Source organism: Pseudalkalibacillus sp. NRS-1564, from assembly GCF_050467905.1.
GTDB classification, from domain to species: Bacteria; Bacillota; Bacilli; order Bacillales; family Guptibacillaceae; genus Guptibacillus; species Guptibacillus hwajinpoensis_B.
The window spans coordinates 20500-44493 of the sequence record NZ_JBITPM010000032.1 but is presented as its reverse complement, the minus strand read 5'-3'; the positions used below and the strand labels follow the sequence as shown (position 1 = coordinate 44493).

17 protein-coding genes and 1 riboswitch are annotated in these 23994 nt (G+C 40.6%); of the genes, 4 read left to right on the top strand and 13 right to left on the bottom strand.

What is annotated here, in order from left to right; genetic code table 11:
- Positions 1-42: 42 nt before the first annotated feature.
- The 3 genes from ACIFPW_RS15110 to ACIFPW_RS15100 all read right to left on the bottom strand — a co-directional run bounded on the left by ACIFPW_RS15110 (position 43) and on the right by ACIFPW_RS15100 (position 4113).
- Positions 43-1485, bottom strand: coding sequence for a sucrose-6-phosphate hydrolase (locus ACIFPW_RS15110; protein ID WP_430245484.1), 1443 nt, complete (start codon positions 1483-1485; stop codon positions 43-45).
- A 69-nt stretch (positions 1486-1554) separates the two neighbouring features.
- Positions 1555-2949 (bottom strand): sucrose-specific PTS transporter subunit IIBC, encoded by a 1395-nt coding sequence (locus ACIFPW_RS15105; protein ID WP_430245482.1) that lies wholly within the window; start codon positions 2947-2949, stop codon positions 1555-1557.
- A 174-nt stretch (positions 2950-3123) separates the two neighbouring features.
- Positions 3124-4113 carry a LacI family DNA-binding transcriptional regulator gene (locus ACIFPW_RS15100; protein ID WP_430245480.1) on the bottom strand — a complete coding sequence of 330 codons (990 nt, stop codon included), beginning with the start codon at positions 4111-4113 and terminating at the stop codon, positions 3124-3126.
- Between the two features lie 226 nt (positions 4114-4339).
- Between ACIFPW_RS15100 and ACIFPW_RS15095 the strand changes: the two genes are divergently transcribed.
- Positions 4340-5737 (top strand): MFS transporter, encoded by a 1398-nt coding sequence (locus tag ACIFPW_RS15095; protein ID WP_430245478.1) that lies wholly within the window; start codon positions 4340-4342, stop codon positions 5735-5737.
- A 39-nt stretch (positions 5738-5776) separates the two neighbouring features.
- On the opposite strand, the gene ACIFPW_RS15090 is transcribed toward ACIFPW_RS15095, so the two are convergent.
- Positions 5777-7108, bottom strand: a complete 1332-nt coding sequence (locus ACIFPW_RS15090; RefSeq protein WP_430245477.1) for an NAD(P)/FAD-dependent oxidoreductase — start codon at positions 7106-7108, stop codon at positions 5777-5779.
- Positions 7109-7195: 87 nt separating this feature from the next.
- On the bottom strand, positions 7196-7561 hold the full coding sequence (locus tag ACIFPW_RS15085; RefSeq protein WP_430245475.1) for a hypothetical protein: 366 nt from the start codon (positions 7559-7561) through the stop codon (positions 7196-7198).
- Positions 7562-7793: 232 nt separating this feature from the next.
- On the opposite strand from ACIFPW_RS15085, the gene ACIFPW_RS15080 reads away from it, so the two are divergent.
- The gene (locus tag ACIFPW_RS15080; RefSeq protein WP_430245473.1) at positions 7794-8870 is read left to right on the top strand and encodes a CotH kinase family protein; all 1077 of its coding nucleotides are present in this window, start codon (positions 7794-7796) and stop codon (positions 8868-8870) included.
- A gap of 82 nt (positions 8871-8952) precedes the next feature.
- Here ACIFPW_RS15080 and ACIFPW_RS15075 read toward each other — a convergent pair whose 3' ends face one another.
- From ACIFPW_RS15075 to ACIFPW_RS15055, 5 genes are all read right to left on the bottom strand, one after another.
- Positions 8953-10845, bottom strand: coding sequence for a cation:proton antiporter (locus ACIFPW_RS15075; protein WP_430245471.1), 1893 nt, complete (start codon positions 10843-10845; stop codon positions 8953-8955).
- Positions 10846-11196: 351 nt separating this feature from the next.
- Complete coding sequence (locus ACIFPW_RS15070; RefSeq protein WP_430245469.1) at positions 11197-13359, bottom strand: DNA topoisomerase III; 2163 nt, start codon at positions 13357-13359, stop codon at positions 11197-11199.
- Positions 13360-13491: 132 nt separating this feature from the next.
- Positions 13492-14400, bottom strand: coding sequence for an HD domain-containing phosphohydrolase (locus ACIFPW_RS15065; protein WP_430245467.1), 909 nt, complete (start codon positions 14398-14400; stop codon positions 13492-13494).
- A gap of 95 nt (positions 14401-14495) precedes the next feature.
- Positions 14496-14978, bottom strand: coding sequence for a hypothetical protein (locus ACIFPW_RS15060; protein WP_430245465.1), 483 nt, complete (start codon positions 14976-14978; stop codon positions 14496-14498).
- A 216-nt stretch (positions 14979-15194) separates the two neighbouring features.
- Positions 15195-16856: a glycoside hydrolase family 13 protein gene (locus ACIFPW_RS15055; RefSeq protein ID WP_430245463.1), complete on the bottom strand. Its 1662-nt coding sequence runs from the start codon at positions 16854-16856 to the stop codon at positions 15195-15197.
- A gap of 209 nt (positions 16857-17065) precedes the next feature.
- Positions 17066-17167: riboswitch (purine riboswitch) on the top strand.
- Between the two features lie 40 nt (positions 17168-17207).
- Between ACIFPW_RS15055 and ade the strand changes: the two genes are divergently transcribed.
- Entirely contained in the window at positions 17208-18923 is a 1716-nt protein-coding gene (gene ade / locus ACIFPW_RS15050) for an adenine deaminase (protein WP_430245462.1), read from the top strand.
- 47 nt (positions 18924-18970) lie between these two features.
- Here the strand turns inward: ade and ACIFPW_RS15045 are convergent, their stop codons facing one another.
- Both ACIFPW_RS15045 and ACIFPW_RS15040 read right to left on the bottom strand, forming a co-directional pair.
- On the bottom strand, positions 18971-20134 hold the full coding sequence (locus ACIFPW_RS15045; RefSeq protein ID WP_194218205.1) for an iron-containing alcohol dehydrogenase: 1164 nt from the start codon (positions 20132-20134) through the stop codon (positions 18971-18973).
- A 66-nt stretch (positions 20135-20200) separates the two neighbouring features.
- On the bottom strand, positions 20201-21172 hold the full coding sequence (locus ACIFPW_RS15040) for a Gfo/Idh/MocA family protein (protein ID WP_430245459.1): 972 nt from the start codon (positions 21170-21172) through the stop codon (positions 20201-20203).
- 173 nt (positions 21173-21345) lie between these two features.
- On the opposite strand from ACIFPW_RS15040, the gene ACIFPW_RS15035 reads away from it, so the two are divergent.
- Positions 21346-21831 (top strand): CarD family transcriptional regulator, encoded by a 486-nt coding sequence (locus ACIFPW_RS15035; RefSeq protein ID WP_194218204.1) that lies wholly within the window; start codon positions 21346-21348, stop codon positions 21829-21831.
- A gap of 469 nt (positions 21832-22300) precedes the next feature.
- Here the strand turns inward: ACIFPW_RS15035 and gntK are convergent, their stop codons facing one another.
- Positions 22301-23833 carry a gluconokinase gene (gene gntK, locus ACIFPW_RS15030; protein WP_430245616.1) on the bottom strand — a complete coding sequence of 511 codons (1533 nt, stop codon included), beginning with the start codon at positions 23831-23833 and terminating at the stop codon, positions 22301-22303.
- Between the last annotated feature and the right edge of the window lie 161 nt (positions 23834-23994).

Below are 23994 nucleotides of genomic sequence, written 5' to 3'. Positions count from 1 at the left end.
CCAATATGAAAACCCCTCTGATTTGGTCAGAGGGGTTTTCTGCTATTTTGCTTCAAGTAGCCACTTTGTCGCTTGCACATCTACAAAGCCGTTACCTTTAAAGGTAAGACTTACATCATGTTCTTCAGGGAAGAACCTTGATGTAAACACTTCCTCACCGTCGTTAACAAACACTTCAATCGAGGATGAATCGACATAGAATCTAAGGTTATGCACTTGATCGATGGAGCAGCTTCGAAACTCATCCTTTCCATCAACAAAACTCTTTCGTTTAAACGTTAATATTCCTATATCAGCATCGTACATCATCTCTGCATTGTTTCGGAAGTTAACAGCAAACGAGCTTTCCACTTTCTGTACATGAAGAAATAATTCATACGTGGTTCCGTGAAACTCCTCCCATTCCTTTTCTTCATTAGAAAGAGTAAATTCTTTTTTCATTTCCTTCTGCCGCATCGCTTCTAATTCCTTCACAGGACGTTGAATAAGTTTATCCCCTTCGTAAGAAAGCTCTCGCGGAATGGTTAGCATGTGTATCCATTTGTGTTCGATTGTTGGATGATGCTCTTCTCCCTGCTCAAGCACACCCATCCAACCAATCATCAGCCTTCTTCCGTTCTCATCAAGTGTCGTTTGTGGTGCATAAAATTCAAAACCTCGATCTAACTCTGTAAACGATCCGTGATTCATCTTTCCACTCACATAATTCATTTCTCCAGAAAGATACCCAGTTTGATAGACATTTTGGTACAAGTATCCTGTAGGCTTTAGCCCTTGTGGAGAAAAGAGAAGAATATCCTTCTCATCTAACTTAAATAAGTCAGGGCATTCCCACATGAACCCTAAATCACCAATCGGTTTTTCCCCAGAAGCTGTAACGTCCCCTTTCAACATCCAGTCCTTTAAATTGGTTGATTCGAATAAGGCGACTCGACCTTCCTCATTTAGGTTCTGCGTACCAACCACCATGTACCATTTATCTAAATGCTGCCACACTTTTGGATCTCGAAAATGAGGGGTATATCCCTCAGGCAAGTTTAATACTACGCCCTTTTTATCAAAGTGAATCCCATCTTCTGACTCAGCCAGACACTGATAAGTTTCACGATTTCCGTGCTCATCTTTTACATTCCCAGTATAGAAAAGCATCAATTTATCTTCAGAGACGACCGCACTTCCCGAATAGCAGCCATTCTTGTCGTACCAGTCCCCAGGGGCTAAGGCAATTGGGGCAAGCTCCCAGTTAATGAGGTCTGTCGACGTATAATGTCCCCAGAATTTAGCGCCATGATCCGTTTTAAAAGGCATCCATTGAAAGAAAACGTGATACACGCCCTTCCATTGTATAAAACCATTTGGATCATTTAATAACCCTGCAGGAGGCATTAAGTGAAATGCTGAGCGGCGGTAGTCACTTTCAACTGTTTCACGTTGTGCTTCTATTTCTTTCATTGCAAGATCTTTTAGCTGCTCGTTTCGATCCATCATAAAAATCACCTAGTTCATTAAAATTTTGAAAAAGGGGATCCGCTTTACTGAGGATCCCCTTCGCTATTATTTATCAAGCATACCGTCTTTGTAGCCAAATGCCCATGTAAGACCAAACGCAATCCCAATCGAAATAATGTTAACAAGTAGATACAATACAATCTGACTATTCAAGAATAGTAATGTACCTGGGATAACAGTAACTGCAAGGCCCGTCGCTTTTAACTTAAAGAGTGATGCGAGGAATCCGCCGACTGCACCACCGATTAATCCCATGATAAATGGCTTCATATAACGGAGGTTGACACCAAAGATCGCCGGCTCTGTAATTCCAAGAAAAGCAGATAAAGAAGATGGAAGAGCTAATGCTTTCAATTTCTTAGACTTTGTTTTCAGCCCTACAGCAAGTGCTGCCCCACCTTGAGCTGCGATCGCCGCTGAAATGATTGGGTTAAATGGATTGTAGCCAAGGTTTTCAAACAACTGAATTTCAAGGAAGTTGAAAATGTGATGAACACCTGTAATAACAATAATTTGATGGAAGAATCCAATGATTAAACCACTTAGACCAAATGGAAGATCAAGAATATAAATCGTACCATCCATAATGTACTCTTCTACCGTATGGAATATAGGTCCGATCGCAAATAGTGACAAAGTAATCATAATTAACAATACTAGGAACGGTGTTAAAATAAGATCCAGTGCTTCTGGTACTATTTTACGAATTCGTTTTTCTAACTTCGCTCCAAGTAAACCTGCAACAAAAGCGGGAATAACCGAACCTTGATAGCCTACTACTGGAATAAACCCTAGAAACTTAAGTGGCTCTGCATTTCCTGCCGCTACTTCCCATGCGTTCGGAAGAGCAGGCGTAACAAGCATCAATCCGAGTACGAGACCGATCGTCGGATTTCCTCCAAACACTCGGAAGGTTGACCATGCTACAAGCGCTGGTAGGAAGATAAATGCTGTATCCGTTAGAACTTCTGTAAATAGAATAAAGTTATCTGAGATATCTCCTGGTGTTAAGCCGAAAAGAGCAAGTATCTCTTCTTGAAGCAAAAGGCCGCGTAGTCCCATAAATAACCCTGTTGCTACAAGCGCTGGAATGATAGGAACGAACACATCACCAAATGAGCGGATCGCACGTTGAAATGCATTTCCTTGCTTTGCTGATTCTTCTTTAATTTCGGACTTGGTAGAACCAGTTGCTCCTAGCGCTGTCACCTCATCATAAATTCGGTTAACAGTCCCTGTTCCAAAGATAACCTGATATTGTCCAGAATTATAGAAAGCACCCTTTACTTTCTCTACCCCTTCTACTCTTTCTTGATCAATTTTTTCTTTGTCGTGTACCATAATTCTTAGTCTTGTAGCACAATGAGCAACAGATTGAATATTCTCCTGTCCACCAATAGCATCAATGACTTCCTGAGCAATCTCACGGTTTGTAGCCATATCATTAACTCCCTTCACATTTTATCTTGCGCATGGTATCGATTCCATACTTGGCAAAAAAAGCGTTTTCATTTCCTCGCCCTTCTTAGACTATCGTTAAGTAATTAAATAATGAGTGATATGTGAACGATTCCACATTGGTTAAAAAGAAATTGACATCGCTTTCACTAGTTACTATACACTATCCCTTTCAATAAGTCTATAGTTAAGTTTAAGTTTTTTCTTTTCCAAAACTTTCCCTGATAGCTGCTCTAAAATAAGCTGAGCCGTTTTCTGTCCAGCATCCTCATTAAAATAGTCCACAGTTGATAATGCAGGCGTCACATGGCGGGATAAGTCAGAAGCACCGATACCGAATAATGCCATATCTTCTGGAATGCGAATTCCTTGCTCTTTCAACAAGCCAAGCGCTCCGATCGCCATGCGGTCCGTTACGGCAAATATAGCGGTTGGTTTTAATTCAGATTCCTTCACTAATTGTTTGGCAGCTTCATAGCCAGACTCAAAGGTAAAGTTCCCATATTGAATCCAACCGTTTTCCACTTTTAAACCGTGCTTTTTCATTGCATCAAGGTAACCCTGCTTCCTCACGATCCCAACAGCATGGTCTGTTTCTGGTACACCTATAAAACCAATGTGGCGGTGACCTTTTTCTATAAGTGACTCTGTCACACTATATGAAGAATGATAGTCATCGTATACGACAGACATGACGCCATTTAATTCCTGTCCAATTGCAACAAAAGGAATAGAAGCATCTGAAATGGTATCAAGTAATTCTTGGTTCCGATTTGTGGCAAGCAAAATAATACCGTCCACCTGACGACTTTTTAATAGCTTTATATTTTGTATTTCTTTCTCAGGCTGTAATTGGGTATTGGTTAGAAGAATCTGATAACCGTTGGCCGCAAGCTCATTCTCGATCCCATTAACAACACGACTGGCTGTTTCAGTACTGATTCTTGGCAGAATAACGCCTATAACGCCCGAACGCTTCGTACGCATTGTTTTCGCATGTGCACTCGGAATATATCCCATCTCTTCCACTGCTTCAACGACGCGCTGCCTTGCTTCATGACTAACATAACCATTGTCATTCAGCACTCGCGAGACTGTTGTTCGTGAAACACCTGCTCGTTTTGCTACATCCTTAATTGTTGGCATAACCGTTCCTCCATCATGACAGTCTTTCCTTCATTCATCATAATCGATCTCACTGCTGTTGTCTATAACTGGAAATATGTGTAGAGGGCCGATTTTGTAAGTCTTCTCAGTTTACTTCTAATGTAATGCCCTCTAAGATGTAGAAGAGTGTGTGTTATTTCGTGATACTAAATAAATAGCGTTAATAGATACTCTAAAAAATAACTTTATTTAAAGGAGGGCTGCTATGACAGACCACTATGAACATGAAAATTTAGATGCATCAGCGCGGAAAAAACTAATTATTCTTGTCTGTACGATCCTAGCTTTTGCTGTTATGAATGGAACGATGTTCAACGTTGCCATTCCGGATATTGCTGCATCTTTTAATCTCAGTCCATCAGAAGTAAGCTGGGTGTTAACTGGATATATTCTTGTATTTGCCATTGGCTCTCTTATGTACGGTAAGCTAGCCGATATCTATCCAATCAAAACTCTTTTTACTATAGGGATTAGTATTTTTGCTACAGGGGCCTTTATTGGTTTTCTTTCTCCCAACTATCCTACTCTTCTAGCAGCACGAATACTTCAAGCAATTGGTGGCGCAACGATTCCAGCGCTTGCCTTTATTGTTCCGATTCGGTTTCTCCCTAAAGAAAAAGGAAGAGTGTTTGGACTGATCTCTTCCACCGTTGCTTTTGCTTCCGGTGTAGGTCCCATCATCGGTGGCGTTGTAGGAGGTACGCTGAATTGGCGCTTCCTTTTCCTTTTCTCTGTTGCGACTGTATTTGCCATTCCGCTCTTTAGAAAATGGCTACCCAATGAAGAAAAGCGTTCAGGATCTATTGATTTACCAGGTGCTGCGCTTATGGCCGTATCGGTAGCATCATTGTTGTTCTATATTACAACGTTCCTTTGGTATTTACTCGTCCTCTTTACCGTCTTTTTCATTCTATTCTTATGGCGAACGTTTACGATTACACACCCATTTATCGATCCCGTTATATTGAAAAATACCAAATACACGATTACCGTGTTAACTAGTTTCCTTGGAACTTCCGCGCTCTTTGGATTGATCTTCGTCATCCCGATTATGTTGCGAGAGCTTAACGGGCTATCAACCTTAAATATCGGTCTTGTCTTATTTCCCGGGGCAATGGCTGCTGGGTTAATCGGCCAAATCGGTGGTAAAATCATCGAACAGCGTGGCGCAATACTTGTTGTAAAAATAGCGCTTCTTCTGATCGCAAGTGGAACATTTTTCATCTCAACGTTTTCAGGTTACAACGCATGGGTCATTGCACCTTGTCTATTAATAGCTTATCTTGGGTTTCCACTCATCCAAAGTTCAACAGCTGATCTTCTGTCTTCCATTCTACCTGATAATCAAAATGGTGTAGGAATGGGGGTTTTCAATTTATTGAACTTCCTTGCTGGCGCTTTTAGTTCAGCTATTTTCGGAAGGCTTCTTGAAATGAAAAACGTTACTTTTTCAATGAATCCACTTTCAAGATCAGGAAGTAATCTTATTTTTAGTAACTTGTACCTTGGGTTAACCTGTATTGCTCTGCTCGCATTTGCCATCTTCACTTTGAAATTTCTATCAAAACGTGAAAAAGCACTATCCGAATCATCTGCGTCATAATAAGCAATCAAAAGATCGGCCATAGAGCCGATCTTTTTCTTACATCAAATTTGCAACATATAAACCGCTTGCTGCTGCCTGTGATAGAGAATGCGTTTCACCAGAGCAATCTCCGATCAAAAAGAACCCTTCTATCTCTGTTTCAAATTGTTCATTTGTCTGGATCTTAGCTTCATAAAACTTCCCATCCATACCATATAATAACGTCTCTTCATCAATTGGCTCAGCGATCAACTTTTCGAGGCAATCAAGAAACTCCTGAAGCGCACGAAGATAGATGTTGGGCACTTCGTCTATCAAGTTCCCAGCTTCTCCATCAAGGGAAGGAACAATTGAATTCGAACTTAGGGTTGTCGAAGTTGTAGCCTTATGTTTTTTTAAATCCCGCAGACGCCGGACAACAATTCGATCCCTTTCTCTATTAATCCCCCTAATAATTTGCTGTGCAGTGTGATCCGCTTCCTCTTTCGAAGAATAAAAAGAAGGAACAAATAAAGTGAAGTTCAAGTTGTTTCCTGGAGCATTCTTTTCCCTTTTATTCTGTCCATCGGGCATAACAAGTCCGTGTTGATATTTCCTTATGATTCTCCCATTTGGGTTCATACAGTACGTCGTTCCTTCAAATGCCTCTCGTTGGATATGAAGCTTCGTTTCGAACGTATCCTTCAAAATGGATGTGAGCTGATCACCTCGCATTTCTACTCGGATACCCAAATCAAGGCGAGCAGGACCAGGCACGAGACCAAACTGTTCACATTGGGCATACATCCACTCACTTCCGCTATTGCCTGTCGAGATAACAACATTTTTTGTTTTCATGATTCCTTTTGAGGTATCTATGTCAAAGTATTCTGCTTTTTCAATCGAGTAAACGTCCGTTTCAAATCTTAAATCGATTCTTTCTAACAAATACTCATACAAATTTTGAAACACTTCAAAAGAAAGGTTTGTTCCAAGGTGTCTAACTGATGTCGTGAACACATCTAATCCTACGTTTTTGGCTTTCTCCTCTAACTCCGAACTGTATGTATGATAGAGCTCAGCCTTGTCCCCGCCAAAAGAACAAAGAATGCGGTCGACTTCCCACATCAATTTTTCCGACTGAGCAGTACCTATTTTTCTACCGAGACTTCCACCAAAATCATTCGTATAATTAAATTTACCTTCTGATTTACCTAGCCCAGCAAACCCTATGTATTGGTCACAAACGTCACAAGAACATTCTTGTTGTGAACGAGCCCTACAATTTCGGTCGGTAAGCTTCTTTCCTTTATCGATTAACATAATTTTATATTCTGGATGTAGCTCTGTTAACTGATATGCCATAAAAATACCACTAACTCCAGCTCCAATGATCGTGACATCGTACATGGCACTACCTCCACTCTTTTTATTTAAAAGCATACCACATCAAAAGGACTGATCTCTAAAAATCAGTCCTTTAAATGAAAGCAAATATTATCTAACGACGTCCTCTTGAACGTCTGCCACTTGATCGTCTTCCTGAGCTACATCTGCCGCTCGAACGCCTACCTGAGCGTCGGCTGCGTCGGCTGCGTCGGTTGCTACGTCTCCCTGTCGAGAAAAGTCCAGAGCGCACGCCGCACGAGCGTTTGCCTGAGCTACGTCTGCCGCTTGAACGCCTACCTGAACGTCTTCCTGAGCTACGACGTCCTGAACGTGAACGCTTCCCTGAGCTACGTTTTCCACTTGAGCGACGACTACGACAACCGCTTGAACCTTTACCTGAACGACGACCAGATTTCTTCCCTGACTTACGCTTTCCACCTCTAGCTTCGATCGGGTTTTGAATAAGAAACTCATCAAGACCTGCTTCCTGAGCTTGTTGTAATAGCACCTCTACATTCATTGAAACATTCTTCAACACTGTTTGCTCCCTTCCCTTATCTTCTGCTTTAGCATTACTATATGATATGAAGAAATGAAGAGCTTGTTCAGTTCCTACGGAAAATTCCACTCTCTCCCATTTAAGTGGCATGATCTCATATGACCTCATATCTTGTTATGAGTAGGAAAAGGATAAAGGAAGTGACGTATGAGCATTCCACACTATCATTTATCGATCGATAAAAAAGGTATGAAAAAGCTAAAGAAAGATAAATGGAGCGATCAACTTGTACCAGCTGTTTTACAAGTAGACCAAACGAATTATGAGGTGAAAACAACTTATCGTGGCGCACACACGCGAAAATTCAAAAAAAAATCCTATATGGTTGAGTTTAATGACAAGAACTTATTTCATCATCAAAAAACACTGCACTTAAATGCCGAATTCAATGATTATTCATTATTAAGAAGTAAGCTTTCTTTCAATTTATTTCATAAATTGAATGTACTAACTCCTAATGCTGAACACATTATGCTCACACACAATAACCTCTTCTCAAGCATCTATTTAAAACTGGATTCGATAGATGAATTTTATCTTAACAATCATAACCTACCAGATGGGCCCATTTACTATGCTCAAAATGATGACGCCAATTTTTCACTCCTTCGACCTGATGATTACAAACCGAAGAAATCATTGCTTGATGGATATATGAGAAAATATGGATTGGAATCAGACGATCATTCAGTTGAAATTCTTCTATATAAAATCAACACATTATCACAAGAAAAGTTTATAACTGAAATAAACAATTTAATAGACGTTGAAAAATATTTGAGCTGGCTATGTGGCGTCGTTTGCACACAAAACTTTGACGCCTTTATTCAAAACTACGCCCTTTATCAAAACAGGGAGACCAATCGGTTTGAAGTTATTCCATGGGATTATGACGCTACGTGGGGGCGAGATATTAACGGAAGAATGATGGAACATGACTATATCCCCATCAGTGGCTACAATACGCTTACAGCGAGACTACTAGCCTGTCCTACCTTTAGAGCTCGATACAAATTAAAACTTGAGCAAACAATCGAAACATTCTTTACCACCAAAGAACTTGAAAAAGAGATCAATGAACTTCACCAGACTTTGAGACCTTATGCCCTTAACGATACTTTTCTAAAAAATAAACTAAGCTACTTTGATTCCGAACCTGACTTTATACTTCAATACATCCGAGACCGAGTGAATTTTATAAAGAAAGAATTGGCCGATTTTTAGAGGGGTTTTTAGCCGGTGCCTGTCACTCTAATGAGCCTAAACACTAAATGAAAATAACCAAAAAGCCCCCAAATGGGGGCTGTTACTCATTTTCTTCCTTCTGTTTCTTCTGTTCTTTATCTTTTTCTAGTTTCTCATCGGATCGCTGCTTCTCAAGCTTTTCTCTAATCCGATTAAATTCTTTACTAGGTGGCATCAAACTAACAATAACATCACCTGCTTCAGCTCTCGTTTGAGAGTCATGGGCGAAGAACTCCAAACTTCCAGATGGCTTTTTCACAAAGAGCATGATCGTTTCATCGTCTCTTTCTTCAAGGTATTGATCATAAGCATATTGCTGAGTGATGTTTGTTTTACGCAAAACATACCCACTTTCTACCTTACGATTCAGGCTTTCCCATGTAGCTCCTTCTTTAAAGGCTACACGTCCACCGATCGTGTGAACAAGCTCCTCAAGGTCATCTCCTCGATCGTTACGTAAGCTTAACTGGAAGAGGTTATTACGACCAATCTCCGGAACGAACGTCGTACAAACGAGCGCATTGTAAGAATCGAGCTCCGTAGCTGCAAGCATATACTCGTAAGGGGTGAGATCAAGGCGATACTCTGTTTGCTCAGAGAGTATTTCTCCTCTATAAAAAGGTACTCCTGCTTTTCTCGTTGTAAGCAGCCTTTGCCATGATGAGTCTGTAATTAATACAGGGATTTTAAGGTCTTTCAGCGTTTTGGATAATGCCGTAGAGAACGTACTACCCCCAACAATCAGAACGCCGGGCTGGCCATCACTCGCTAGTCCAAGCTTCTCAGCAGTCCAACGAATAGAAAAGCCGTGAACCACAACAGTAGCGAATACTAATGCAAACGTAAGCGACATTAATATTTTTGCATCCTCAAATCCTGCATCAAGTAAAACACTAGCAAAATAGCTCGCTACGGTTAATGCTACAATACCTCGCGGCGCAATCCAGCCAACAAGCGTTTTTTCTTGCCATGATAAATCCGTTCCAATGGTTGATAACCAAATGGATAGTGGTCTTACTACAAATAACATCAGAATTACGAATACCAGTATTTGCCAATGGAAAATTTCAAGCAAAGTGTCAACTGATAAAGAAGCTGTTAGCATGATGAAAATCGTCGAGATCAATAGCACTGATATATTTTCTTTAAAATGCCTCATATCATCAATCGAAGAGATATGCATGTTGGCAAGAGTAATACCCATTGCCGTAACAGCAAGCAGTCCAGTTTCATGCGTGATTTCATCAGCCACTGCGAAACAAAGAATCACCACTGCGAACACGACTGGAGATTTCAAGAATTCAGGTACATAACCTTTCTCGAACATCCAACCTACTCCGCGACCACATAAGAAGCCAAATAATGTCGCAAAAAGGGATCCTAAGAAAAAGACAAGTAGGACGGTTGCCGTTGCTTCTTCTACTTTTAAGAATTTAATAATTTCGAATGCAAATACAGCGAGAAGAGCCCCAAGTGGATCAACGATAATCCCTTCCCACTTTAATATTTTCGCGGGTCTTGGTTTTAGTTTGGCTTGCCTCAATAACGGCAAAATGACCGTAGGGCCAGTGACAATAAATAATCCACCAATAACAAATGCTACGCCCCAAGATAGACCTGCAACGTAATGGGCTGATAACGAACCAAGGAGCCACGCTAGAAAAGCTCCTATCGTTACAATTCTTCCAACCGGTCTTCCAAGCCCTTTAATCTCACGAAAATCAAGATTTAGACTTCCTTCAAATAAAATAATAGCAACTGCGATAGATACAAACGGGTCAAATAAGTCACCAAATACATCTTCTGGATGAAGTAATCCAAAAAGCGGACCGACAAGCAATCCAATGATGGACATAACGACAATGGCAGGGAAGTGAAAACGCCAGGCAATCCACTGTGAAAAGATGCCAAGGGCACCCACAAGCATAATATTAAATAAAATCGAATCGACCATGGATAGCCTCCTTATGTTTAACAACTGCTAGTTCTTCATTTCTATTCTGTCCTTTGTATATAACTTCACTATAATCGAAGTGAACAGAAATGTTTGAAAATATGCTCTAATTTGTATATATTAGTAAAAAAGATGGAAAGTCTATTACCTGCCGTCATTTTATACGTAATTACCTGTTAAAGGCAACTATCTACTCTTTTATTAGTAATGAATTCCTACTGACAAGGGATGTACTGTGAATGGAGTATTACCCTCTAAACTACAAAACGAACCTATTCCCCCCATCTTATTATTTTGTCATTACAATATTAACATCGCTATGAAAAAAGAAGCAGGTCCCCCTGCTTCCTGTTATTTATCTTGATCAAGTTTTAATTTCGCTAAAGCATCAGCAAGAGCTGTATTAACTGGTTCATCCTGGCCCTGGTTTTTCATATATTTTGATACGTCTTTCTTCGTTGCTTTGGTATTCTTTTCCTTTTTCCGTCGTTCATTAAACGTCGATAGCTTTTCACGATGACCGCACTTACATATAAATGTCTGTGCGTCTCCCTGTCCATGAAGCTCGAGCTTTTTCTTACACTTAGGACATCTAGCATTCGTTACTTTACTTTTCCCTTTACGGTACCCACATTCTCGGTCCTGACAAACGAGCATTTTCCCCTTCTTACTTTTCACTTCGAGCATTAAATTACCACATTCGGGGCATTTCGTTCCCGTCACGTTATCGTGCTTATATTTCTTCGTACTTGATTTGATCTTCTGAACCGTTTCATTTGCGTAAGCCTTCATCTCTTCAATAAATGCCTGCTTCGATAGTTCGCCTTTTCCAATCGCTTCAAGCTTTTGTTCCCATTCTGCCGTTAGAGCCGGGGATTGTAATTCGTCTGGGACAATGTCTAACAATTGCTTTCCTTTAGATGTAATTGTTAAGTCTTTGCCATTCTTTTCAATCAAAAAGCTATTAAATAATTTCTCAATTATATCTGCACGCGTTGCAACGGTTCCTAGCCCACCTGTCTCACCAAGGGTTTGGGCTAGCTTCTTATCCTGATTACCAAGAAATTGAGCTGGCTTCTCCATTGCAGTTAAAAGAGTTCCTTCATTAAAACGAGACGGCGGATTTGTTTTTCCTTCGGTTCTTGTAAGAGAAAGAACTCGAAGTTCCTGTTTTTCTTTTAGCTCTGGAAGAATGACATCCGCTTCTTCAGTATCGTAAACTTCTTTCCAACCAGCTGAAAGAACACGTTTGCCTTTCGCATCAAAACGCTCTTGGCCAATCTTCGCAACAACCGTGACTTGTTCGTATTCAAATGGAGAGTATAGTGCTGCCACAAATCGCTTTACTATGAGATCATAAACCTTACGATCCTTATCGCTAAGTTCGCGAATAATGGGTGTTTGCTCCGTAGGAATAATGGCATGATGATCAGAAACTTTTCGATCGTCAACAATGTGCTTTCCAGTTTGAATTGGGTTCCCAAGTACTTTTCTAGCCGTTTTCTCATAAGGTGCCACTGCTTCTAGTCGTTCTTTTAACGTATCCTTCATATCAGAAGACAAAAAGCGAGAATCTGTTCGAGGATATGTGACGAGCTTATGCTGCTCGTACAGGCGTTGTGTAGCTGAAAGAGTTTCCTTTGCAGAGAAGCCATAGCGTTTGTGAGCGTCTCTCTGTAATTCCGTTAAATCATATAAACCTGGAGCGAACGTCTTTTTTTTAGCTTTTTTCACTTCTTCAATCTGAGCTGGTTTGCCCGATAAATTCTTTAGGTAAGTATCTATTCTGTCTCGATCAAATACGCGCGAATCATTCGATTTCGCATCGCGATAAGTTAATGTAAAACCATCCACAACAGCAGAAATCCCATAATAGCGTTCAGGCTCAAAGGCTTTTATTTCTTCCTCTCGCTTTGCAATAATCGAAAGCGTTGGTGTTTGTACTCTGCCACTAGAAAGCTGTGCATTGTATTTTGTCGTAAGCGCTCGAGTTGCATTAAGACCTACATACCAATCCGCTTCAGACCTAGCTGCAGCTGCCTGGTATAGGTTCTTGTACTGATTTGCCTCTTTCAAATTCTTAAAACCATCACGAATCGCTTTATCCGTTACAGAAGAAATCCAAAGTCTTTTTAACGGTTTTTGGACACGTGCTTTTTCAATAATCCATCGTGCCACAAGCTCCCCTTCTCGTCCCGCATCAGTGGCAATAACAATTTCGCTAACATCTTTCCGATTCATTTGCGTTTTTACAACGCTAAATTGCTTCCCACTTCTTTTAATAACAACTAGCTTCAGTGGGGCAGGAAGCATCGGTAAGTCCTCTAGCTTCCACGTCTTGTATGCTTCATCATAAACTTCTGGATCAGCTAGTGTCACAAGATGACCAAGCGCCCATGTGACGATATAACGGTCTCCTTCAAGAAAACCATTTCCACCTTTTGTACAATTCAATACCCTCGCAATATCACGTCCAACAGAGGGTTTTTCTGCAAGAATAAGCTGTTTACCCACAATACCAATCTCCTCAAATATCGATTCTTTTCTATTTACTATCATACCAGCTTCGATGTTACACGTGAAACAATGGAAATATAATCGCCTTTTTAACAAACAAAAAAGAAGATGTACCCCATCTTCCTTCGACTAGTTGCTATTCAAAATGCCTTCTTCTATTAAAACTGCTTCAAGAGCATTAACCACTTCAGCGTCGTATAAGACACCTGACAGACGCTTTAATTCATTCACTGCATATTCCGGCGTATACGCTTTTCGATATGAACGATCATCTGTCATCGCGTCGTAGGAATCGCTGACACCGATGATCTTCGCGCCAATTGTAATTTCTTCATCCTTTAAACCATCTGGATAGCCAGAACCATTTAACCGCTCATGATGCTGGTGAATGATGGTGCTAATATCAGAATAATACGTATCCTTTACCATCTCTGCTCCATCGGCTGGATGCTTTTTGATAATGTCATATTCTTCATCTGTTAGCCCGCCGGCTTTGTTGAGAATCTCTTCAGGAACATTAATTTTACCTACGTCGTGGAGGACAGATGCTACAATTAAAGTATCTAATTCACCTTTTAAAAGGTGCAGTTTTTTTCCAATCTTTATACTTGAATTTTGAACTCTAATACTATGTTTAAAGGTATAGCGATCTTTTTCTTCAACTTTACTAACTACCTCAAGCAACTTAGAAACTTTTTGACTAATAAGGTGGAAAACAGATTCATTTATCATCCAAATCATTGAAACTTCTGAAGCCGCCTCAAAGAACGCTATTTCTTTAAGATCTTTTACAAAAAAGTAATCATCTTTTTTTAGGGTTAATGATAAATCTTCACACACAAGTTCTCCTTCTAATATATAGAAAAACTCAAAACTATCCGGATTATTCCCTGGGTATAAATAAAAAACAGTTCCTTCGTAAACTACTTGTTTCATAACCTCTATTCCAGATCCTCTTGCCAGCAAGCTTAGCTTTGCAGATTCTTGTACTACCTCTTCCAAATAATCTTCTTTACGTCCTATAGATAGCCCATCCAAGTTATCCCCCCTCCCATGAACATACATTTCTTATGTAACTTATTATATAGTACAATGCATATAATAAAAAGCATCTCAGAAGAGATGCTTTTCAATTAGACTCCTACGATTTGAATCGGATCAACCCATACCCAGCGGTCTCCAATTTGTACGTACACCCATGAACATTCAGCCTGAATGCCCTCTTTAGCAGCTTCTGCAATCATGTCTGCAGTCATTTTGTTTGTTTTATCAATTAGATTGTCAATTAGTTTATCAAGTTCTTGATTGTATTTAGAAGTAAGTTCAGCTTTCTTAGTCTTTACTTCTTTCTCTATCTTAGCAATTTCAGCGTCTGATTTCCCATCCTGACGAGCGGTAGCGAGTGTTGCATCAAGCTTAGTTGTTTCAAGAGAAAGCGTTGACAATAGTTTGTTACCTTTAACCTGTGCTGTTTGAATCTCTTCTTCAATCTTAACATTTGTTTCTTCAATTTTCTGTAAAATATCACTGTGATCATTTTCTGCTGCAAAAGTTCCAGTACCCATGAACATAAATAGTGCAACTACTGAGAATAAAGCTACGATTAACTTTTTCATTTTAATCCTCCCCTAGTAAACTCGTATTCTGTGAAAAGATAGAATTGGGTCATACTTCCCACTAATCAACACTATACGGTAAATTTTTCAAGAAATCTATTCTTTTTTACCCTCTTTATTCTACATTTTTGGAAATTATTAGATTGCATTTATCATTTATAAATGTAAATGATTTCTATAAAATAAATAAACAGCCGATTGAATCGGCTGTCTGTATTAGCGATTTATTCGATAAACTCTCGCTTCATAAGGCTTTAAATTAATCGAATCATTTACTTCTTGCACAACAGGATAGTTATTCAGAAGCAATTGATCTTGCTCTAGAACCAGTCCTGTTTCAAATACAGCTGGCTCTATTGATAGGTTCGTCACAACAAGAACTTGATCTTCTTCTGTTGTTCTCGTATAGGCATAAAGCTGCGGATGCTTTTCAAGAAGCAAATCATAGGTCCCGTAAGTGAAAACTAGGTTTTCTTTCTTCAGCTGAATCATTTTTTTGTAGAAAGTTAGAATAGAGTTGGCATCATTCTCTTGCTTTTGTACATTAATATCTACAAAATTCGGATTGACTTTTAGCCACGGGGTCCCTGAAGAAAACCCAGCATTATAGTCGCTGTTCCACTGCATTGGTGTGCGACTATTATCACGAGAAGAAGCCCAAATCACTTTCATGATCGATTCGTGTGATACACCAGCTTCACGTTGGATGCGATAGCGATTTTTATCTGCAACATCGTCATAATCTTCAATATAAGGGTATTGAACATTTGTCATGCCGATTTCCTGTCCCTGATAAATGAAAGGCGTTCCTTGCATGAGGAAGTACATCGCTCCCATTGAAGTCGCACTTTCTCGCCAGTATTCCTTGTCGTTCCCCCATGTTGATACTACACGTGGCTTATCATGGTTCTCAACAAACAATGCATTCCACCCTTTGTTTTCAAGCCCTTTCTGCCAGCGTGTCAGCACCGACTTGAGAGATACGATATCAAGTTCAGGTTTATCTACTGCATCCCATAACCCAAGATGCTCAAATTGAAAAATCATATTCATTTTCCCATTTTTTTCGTCGACCCATTGATCAGCTTCATCAATGCTTACGCCGTTGGCTTCTCCAACCGTCATCACGTCATAATTAGAATACGTTTCATCCTTAAATTCTTGAAGAAATTCTTGAATACCCTTCTGATTCATATGCATATCAAAGGAAGAGACGTATTTTTCATTTGCAGGATTGGGCATATCCGGGAATCCTGGGCGTTTTTTAATGTGACTAATGGCATCAATACGGAAACCATCAATCCCCTTATCAAGCCACCAATTCACCGCATCATAAAGCGCTCCACGAACAGCGGGATTTTCCCAATTTACATCTGGCTGCTTTGTTGAGAAAACATGGAGATAGTACTGATCTGTTTTCCTATCGTATTCCCATGCTGAACCGCCAAAGATACTTTCCCAGTTATTCGGTTCTTTGCCATTCTTACCGTCACGCCAAATATACCAATCACGCTTCGGATCTTCCTTCGAGGACCGTGACTCGATAAACCATTGATGCTCATCACTTGTGTGATTCAATACGAGATCAATAATCAGCTTCATATCTCGCTTATGCACTTCCTTTAGAAGCGCATCAAAATCTTTCATTGTACCGAAATCTTCCATTATATCCTGATAATCAGAAATGTCGTATCCATTGTCATCGTTTGGAGATTTGTACATGGGACAAATCCAAATTACATCAATGCCAAGATTTTTTATATAATCGAGTCTTTGAATAACCCCTTGTAAATCACCTATACCATCACCATTTGAATCCTGGAAGCTACGAGGATAAATTTGATAGCCCACTGCTTCTTTCCACCAGATTCTATTCATGTCTCTACACCCTCATCTTTTAATTAAAGTTAGTAAAGTGCAAACGTTTGCCTAATTTTCGATAAAAAAAACGCTTTCTTTTGTCTATTTAGATGTTCTTACTTGTAGTTTACTTGTATTCCACCCATTTATCAATATGAATATGAAAGTATTTTTTCGAGATGATGACAGATGCTATTGACGAGAGTTCAAGAGATCTATAGAATACGCTAATAATGCGTACCAGGTTTCGTATAAATTTGGAGATAAGGTCCAAAGGTTTCTACCAAACTACCGTAAATGGTTTGACTACGATGACAATTCTGGCAATGCGAATATGTCATCCTCTGTCTAAATGAGAGGAGAATAATAATGGAGAAGTTAACCAGAAGAGTTCAAGCAGCTGCGGGGAAACGCCCTGCAGATCTTGTGATTAAAAATGGAATTGTATTAGATAGTTACAACCTAGAGCTGATTAAGACAGATGTAGCTATTGTTGATGGTGTGATTGCTGGACTTGGAGATTTCGAAGGTCATCATATTATTGATGCGGATGGGAAATACATCGTACCATCACTAATCGATGCTCGTGTTCATATCGAATCCGCAATGGTCACCCCTTCCGAATTCGCCAATGCTGTTCTTCCTTGTGGAGTGACGACAATTGTCACTGACCCCCATGAAATAGCGAATGTCTGCGGATCCGAAGGTATTTCTTATATGCTTCAGGATTCTGAAAACGTTCCGATGAATATATTCTTTATGCTTCCCTCAAGTGTGCCTTCTACCTCCTTTGAGAATTCAGGTGCCACCCTTTCTGCCGAAGATCTCAAACCTTTCTATGAGCACAGCCGCGTCCTTGGCCTAGCTGAAGTGATGGATTATCCTTCAGTCGCTCATACTTCACCTTCTATGATACAAAAGTTATTCGATGCGCAAAACAAGAAAATAGACGGACATGCCGCTGGGCTCCATTCCAATGCTCTAAACATTTATAAATCGGCAGGAATTACGACGGATCATGAATGCATCACGGCTGAAGAAGCGCTCGAGCGGATAAAACGTGGGATGTATGTATTCATTCGCGAAGGATCCGTAGCCAAAAACTTAAAACAACTCATTCCCGCTGTAACTGAACGAAACGCTAGAAGATTCATGTTTTGTACAGACGATAAACATATCGATGACCTGATCAATGAAGGAAGCGTCGATCATAATATTCGACTTGCTATTCAAGAAGGAGTAGATCCACTTCTTGCCATTCAAATGGCATCATTAAATGTGGCTGAATGTTTTGGGTTATCAACGAAAGGGGCTATTGCGCCCGGCCTTGATGCTGATTTTCTTTTGCTCGATGACATTGAGTCCTTTTCTATCTCTCATGTTTATCGTGCTGGAGAACTTGTTGCAGAGTCTGGAAAGACAAAAATGGGAACAAAGGTTACTCCTTCGAATCGAATTACAAGCTCTGTTCATCTCCCCACACTAAGAAAAGATCACCTGAACCTAGCCGTTTCGAAGGAAGAAGCGAATGTTATTGAACTCATTCCTAATCAAATAGTTACAAAGGCCAGAAAATTAACGGTTGATCATGATGAAAATGGTGGGTTTGTTTCTTGTTCTAGAAAAGACCTTATGAAGCTTGCTGTGATTGAGCGCCATCATCATACAGGCAACATTGGCCTTGGGGTCGTGAAAGGTTTTCAATTTCATGATGGGGCAATAGCAACAACCGTCGGTCATGATTCGCACAACTTAATTATGGCAGGAACGAACGATGAAGACATGATTAAGGCTGCAGAAGTTATTCAGGAAATGCAAGGTGGGTTGGCTGTTATTCGAGGAAAGAAAGTGATTGGTAAGCTACCGCTGCCAATAGCTGGACTACTTTCGGATAAAGACTATCCTACTGTCATAGAGGAACTTGAAGAAATCGAAAAAGCATTAAAGGAAATTGGTGCTCCAGATCACTTCAATCCTTTTCTTACCCTTTCGTTTTTAAGCCTCCCTGTTATTCCGGAGCTAAAATTAACGGACCTCGGACTTTTTCATGTAGGAGAGTTTCGCCATATTAATATAGATGAATAGACGATATGAAGAAAGCAGCATGGCAAAATCGCCATGCTGCTTTTGAATTATAGAGAACGTTGTAAAATATCTCGAACGCTCTCACGATCCAGTTCTTTATAAGTGCCAACGCCTGGCTTAATAAATGTTTTTTCAACCATACCATCAAATTCAGCATCGTCAATTTCGTAATCAGCAAGACGTGATGGAGCGCCAAGTGAATTCCAGAACTCACGAAGCGCTTTCGCCCCTTCAACTGCTACTTCTTGATCACTTTTCCCTTCTGATGAAACGCCAAGAACGTTTACCGCTAGCTGTTTCACGCGGGAAGGATCTTCTTTAAGAACATGTTCTAACCAGTTCGGGAATAGAATCGCCAATCCGCCTCCGTGAGGAATATCGTAAACAGCAGATACCGCATGCTCGATTCGATGTGTTGCCCAGTCCCCACCATCTGTACCATTACTTAATGTTCCGTTAAAGGCTGTTGTACTAATGTACATCATCGTTTCACGATGTTCATATGATTCAAGATCATTTAGTAGCTTAGGACCAGTTTGAATTGCCGTGCGAAGAAGTGATTCAATAAATCCATCGATCATTGGTGTATTGTTTGTACGATGGAAGTAATGCTCTAGCGCATGTGACATACTGTCAACAATGCCATACACCGTTTGATTCTCCGGAACCGAGAATGTATAAGTAGGATCTAGTACCGAAAACGTCGGAAATACATGAGGAGAACCCCAACCGAGCTTCTCTTTTGTTTCCCAATTTGTAATAACAGAAACTGAATTCATCTCAGATCCAGTTGCAGCTAGAGTTAATACCGTACCAAATGGGAGAGCTGATTCAATCGGCTCCTTCTGCGTGATTAAATCCCATGCAGAACCTTCGTAATGGGCACCTGCCGCGATCGCTTTCGTACAGTCAATTACACTACCACCACCAACGGCTAGAAGGAAGTCTATTCCTTCTTTCTTACAGATGGCAGAACCTTTTTCAACTGTTGTTAAACGTGGGTTTGGTTCAACACCAGAAAGCTCATGCACCTCTGCATTTACTTTTTTAAGTTCTGACATGACAGCATCATATACGCCGTTTCGTTTAATACTTCCTCCACCATATACAACAAGAACTTTCGCACCATATTTAAGTTCACCTTGCAATTGAGTGATCTGATCTTTCCCGAAATAAAGACGAGTTGGATTGTATTGTAAAAATGTATTCATAAGACACCTCATTATCGTTAGTCGAAGTTAGTGTAACACATTCACTTCCTAAAAACGTACGTTAAACTATCGGTTAGTGATGACGACTTCACGCCTTTGCTCCTCCGCACGATAAGCAGCCTCCATCAGCACTGTTAATTCAAGGGCAAGTCCTAGGTTTTCATCAGTTTTGATATCCTTTTGAATGTGGTCGATCCACTGAAAGAATGGGGATGGGCGGTCATCTGGAACCGCTACCTCTTCCCACTGATCAGATACTTTCTTTAGTAAAACCTTCTCTGGCATGCCATATACCGCTGATCCTTTAGTGCCATTTATTTCAATGGTAAATGGGGAGTGATCATTTACAAACCCTGTTTCTGCAATACCGTAGGAACCGCTTTGATATCCAAATGTCACGACAGCCTGGTCCTCTACTTCTTTCTCCGTTACATAACCGAACTGAGCTGTGACACGTTGCGGCATTCCTTGGAATAGCCTCGTTAAGTACAATGGATGACAGCCAAGGTCGATTAATGCTCCGCCCTGACACTCTTCTTTCTGATAGAAATGCTGTGGAAGCCAATCAGCAGTCGCTCCATTATGAGCAAGGCGTACATGTGTCTGTGTGATGTCGCCAAGATCACCTGATTCAATCAACTGCTGAATAGCTTCCGTATAACCATCATAAACGCGGGGCAAAGAAACAAATAACTTTACCCCAGCCTCATTCACCGCTTCTAGAATCTCCAGCGCCTCATTTTCTTTAGCCGCTAGGACTTTTTCAGTAAAGATATGCTTTCCTGCCCTCGCTGCTCGAATGATGATCTCCTTATGCATGTTTGTAGGTGAGCTCACTACAACAGCATCGATATCTTCTCGATTAAGAAGGACGTCTAGATCACTTATGTACTCCACCGCTCTTTCCTGCGCTTCTTTTCTTCCACGTTCTTCGTTCTCATCCCAGATCGCTTTTATATCTGTATCAGGATGAATCTGCGCCTCTTTGGCATAATCTTTTGCATGAACGTGCCAGAAACTAATCATTCCAATCCTCATTTTGTAAACGCCTCCATTATTAGTTAAGCCCATATATGTCTATTATTGTAATGGAGTTGACACTGATCAATCAAACATACCGCTACAACGAAAAAAATATTACATTCGTACAAATTAATTGTTTATGTTATAATAGTAGATGTGCTATAATTTATAAATTTGGGGGTGGGCGCTTGTTTGAGGTAGGCGATAAGATTTTTTATCCCATGTACGGTGCAGGTATAGTCGAAGCAATTGAGGAAAAAGAAATACTGGGCGAAACTCAGATCTATTATATTCTTAATATGCCTTTTCGTGATATTCAGGTGATGATTCCAAAAGGTAAGACGGAAAACCTGAAGATTCGTGAAGTGTCTGATGTCAGTACGATGGACGAAGTGCTAACTTCTTTTAATGAAGAAGTTGACGTAGAAGAGCCCAGTGCTAATAGGAACCAGCGTTACCGGGATAATATGAACAAGCTTAAAACGGGAGACATCCACAATCACGTGGAAGTGATCCGTGAGCTCGTTGCCCTTAACAAGAAAAGACCGCTCGGAACCGACGATAAAAAACTACTGGAGAATGCCCAGCAGTTTCTCATAAGCGAGATCGTTTTGACGAAAGACGTCGAGTTAGATCAAGCAACGGTAATATTGAAGGAAGCCATTAAGCATTAATGCTCGATGGATAACAAAAGACAGCCCAATCGGGCTGTCTTTTTGTGTGGTGTTGAAAGGATTCCAGTGTCTGACGGGTCTAAGCGGGGTTTTGCCGCTTTAGTTTCATCCAGCTACAACACACCAGAACCTCGGTCGCTTCACCATTCAACCTGAACACAAAAAACGTGTTCATATTGAAAGGCTCCAGCGCCTGCCGGTCCTAAACGGTGTGTTTCCGCTTTAGTTTTCATCCAGCTCCTGTGCCACAGACCCTCGGTCACTTCGGCCTTCAACCTGAACACAAAGGGCGTGTTCATTTTGAAGGCCTCCAGTGCCTGACGGGTCTAAGCGTGGCACATCCGCTTTAGTTTCTGCTAGCTGCAAAACCCCAGACCCTCGGCCACTTCACCTTTCAACCTGAACACAAAGGACGTGTTCATTTTGAAAGGCTCCAGTGTCTGCCGGGTCTAAACGGGGTTTTGCCGCTTTAGTTTTTCCCCAATTTTTTATTTTGGTAGTTGGCTATGGCTGTGTATTCTTCGGTTAGATTTCTTGAGATTCTGATGTAGATTGGTAGTAGTTCGGCGTAGGTTTCTACGTTTTCTTTTTTTGGTTGATGGCTGAATGTGTCTCCGACGAGGTCGGATACGATGCTTAGTGAATCGATTTCGCCGAGTGCTTTTTTACCGAGAACGATTGCACCGAGGCAGGAGCTTTCGTAGCTTTCTGGAACGGTTACTTCTTGGTTAAAGATATCAGCCATCATCTGACGCCATAGTGCGGATCGCGCAAAGCCGCCTGTTGCTTTAATTTGTTTAGGCTCTCCTATTAGTTCTTCTAATGCAAGAAGAACGCTATATAAGTTATAAATTACGCCTTCTAGTACTGCTCGAATCATATGTTCTTTTTTATGGTGCATGGCAAGACCAAAGAAGCTTCCGCGTGCATCGGAATTCCATAGTGGTGCACGTTCACCCGCAAGATAAGGATGGAATAGAAGTCCATCGGCACCTGGGTTAACCTGCTCTGCAATTCTTGTTAGGATTTCATACGTATCAATCCCAAGTCGTTTCGCCGTTTCTGTTTCGGATGCGGCGAATTGATCACGAACCCAGCGGAATGTGATTCCTCCATTATTCACAGGGCCGCCAACTACCCATTTATCTTCTGTTAATGCATAGCAGAAAATTCGTCCTTTAGGGTCTGTTACAGGGCGATCTGTTACCGCTCGAATCGCTCCGCTTGTTCCAATTGTTACAGCAACGACACCTGGCTCAATTGCGTTAACGCCAAGGTTTGAAAGCACACCATCACTTGCACCAACTACAAAGTTCGTTGAAGAAGTTAATCCTGTTTCTTCAATATAAGGCGCTTTTAAACCAGTCATCATATGAGTAGTTGAAACGGGTTTTGATAGTTGATCTGCTGTCACTCCAGCGATTTTTAATGCTTCAACGTCCCAGTCGAGCTGCTCCAAATTAAATAATCCTGTTGCTGAAGCAATGGAATAATCAATGACATATTCCTCGAAAAAGCGGTAGAAAACATATTCTTTAATGGAAATAAACTTTGATATTGATTGAAACAATTCTGTTTCATCATTTTTTAGCCAAACAAGCTTGGACAGGGGAGACATTGGATGAATAGGCGTTCCGGTGCGGCGGTAAATTTCGTGACCGTCCATCTCATTTTTTATTTTCTCTGCCCACTTCGCACTTCGGTTATCTGCCCATGTAATACAGTTTGTAAGTGGTTTTCCTTTTTCATCTACCCCAATTAAGCTGTGCATAGCTGAGCTAAATGAAACAAACTTTACCTGTTCCCCTTTTAATGAGTTATCTTGAATCACTTTTCGAATCGACTCCACTACAGCTAACAAAATTTCTTCAGGATCTTGCTCAGCTGTTGCTGGTGTTGGTGTATACAATGGATATTCCACGTTATGTTTTGAAACGGGTTGCCCATTTTCTTTATATAGAACGGCTTTTGTACTCGTCGTACCGATATCTACACCGATCATATATTGCTTGTTCATCGTCATGAGCCATTCCTCCTACATCGTTATTGTAATCGACCTATTCACTGACTAGTATAGCTTTTCGTAGTCCTTATTACGAACTTGCCTAAGATGGTAATCTGTAAGCGTGTTCAATTAACGCAAGATATTTTGGTAAGAAAAGA

Bases quoted from the DNA above. Each gene is read 5' to 3' on its own strand.
- ACIFPW_RS15085 (WP_430245475.1), bottom strand. From the start codon at position 7,561: ATGAGTTTCTTATTCAAAACCCGATCGAAGCTAGAGGTGGAAAGCGTA.
- ACIFPW_RS15100 (WP_430245480.1), bottom strand. From the start codon at position 4,113: ATGCCAACAATTAAGGATGTAGCAAAACGAGCAGGTGTTTCACGAACA.
- ACIFPW_RS15040 (WP_430245459.1), bottom strand. From the start codon at position 21,172: ATGAGGATTGGAATGATTAGTTTCTGGCACGTTCATGCAAAAGATTAT.
- ade (WP_430245462.1), top strand. From the start codon at position 17,208: ATGGAGAAGTTAACCAGAAGAGTTCAAGCAGCTGCGGGGAAACGCCCT.
- ACIFPW_RS15055 (WP_430245463.1), bottom strand. From the start codon at position 16,856: ATGAATAGAATCTGGTGGAAAGAAGCAGTGGGCTATCAAATTTATCCT.
- ACIFPW_RS15110 (WP_430245484.1), bottom strand. From the start codon at position 1,485: ATGGATCGAAACGAGCAGCTAAAAGATCTTGCAATGAAAGAAATAGAA.
- ACIFPW_RS15045 (WP_194218205.1), bottom strand. From the start codon at position 20,134: ATGAATACATTTTTACAATACAATCCAACTCGTCTTTATTTCGGGAAA.
- ACIFPW_RS15095 (WP_430245478.1), top strand. From the start codon at position 4,340: ATGACAGACCACTATGAACATGAAAATTTAGATGCATCAGCGCGGAAA.
- ACIFPW_RS15105 (WP_430245482.1), bottom strand. From the start codon at position 2,949: ATGGCTACAAACCGTGAGATTGCTCAGGAAGTCATTGATGCTATTGGT.
- ACIFPW_RS15080 (WP_430245473.1), top strand. From the start codon at position 7,794: ATGAGCATTCCACACTATCATTTATCGATCGATAAAAAAGGTATGAAA.
- ACIFPW_RS15075 (WP_430245471.1), bottom strand. From the start codon at position 10,845: ATGGTCGATTCGATTTTATTTAATATTATGCTTGTGGGTGCCCTTGGC.
- gntK (WP_430245616.1), bottom strand. From the start codon at position 23,833: ATGATCGGTGTAGATATCGGTACGACGAGTACAAAAGCCGTTCTATAT.
- ACIFPW_RS15060 (WP_430245465.1), bottom strand. From the start codon at position 14,978: ATGAAAAAGTTAATCGTAGCTTTATTCTCAGTAGTTGCACTATTTATG.
- ACIFPW_RS15090 (WP_430245477.1), bottom strand. From the start codon at position 7,108: ATGTACGATGTCACGATCATTGGAGCTGGAGTTAGTGGTATTTTTATG.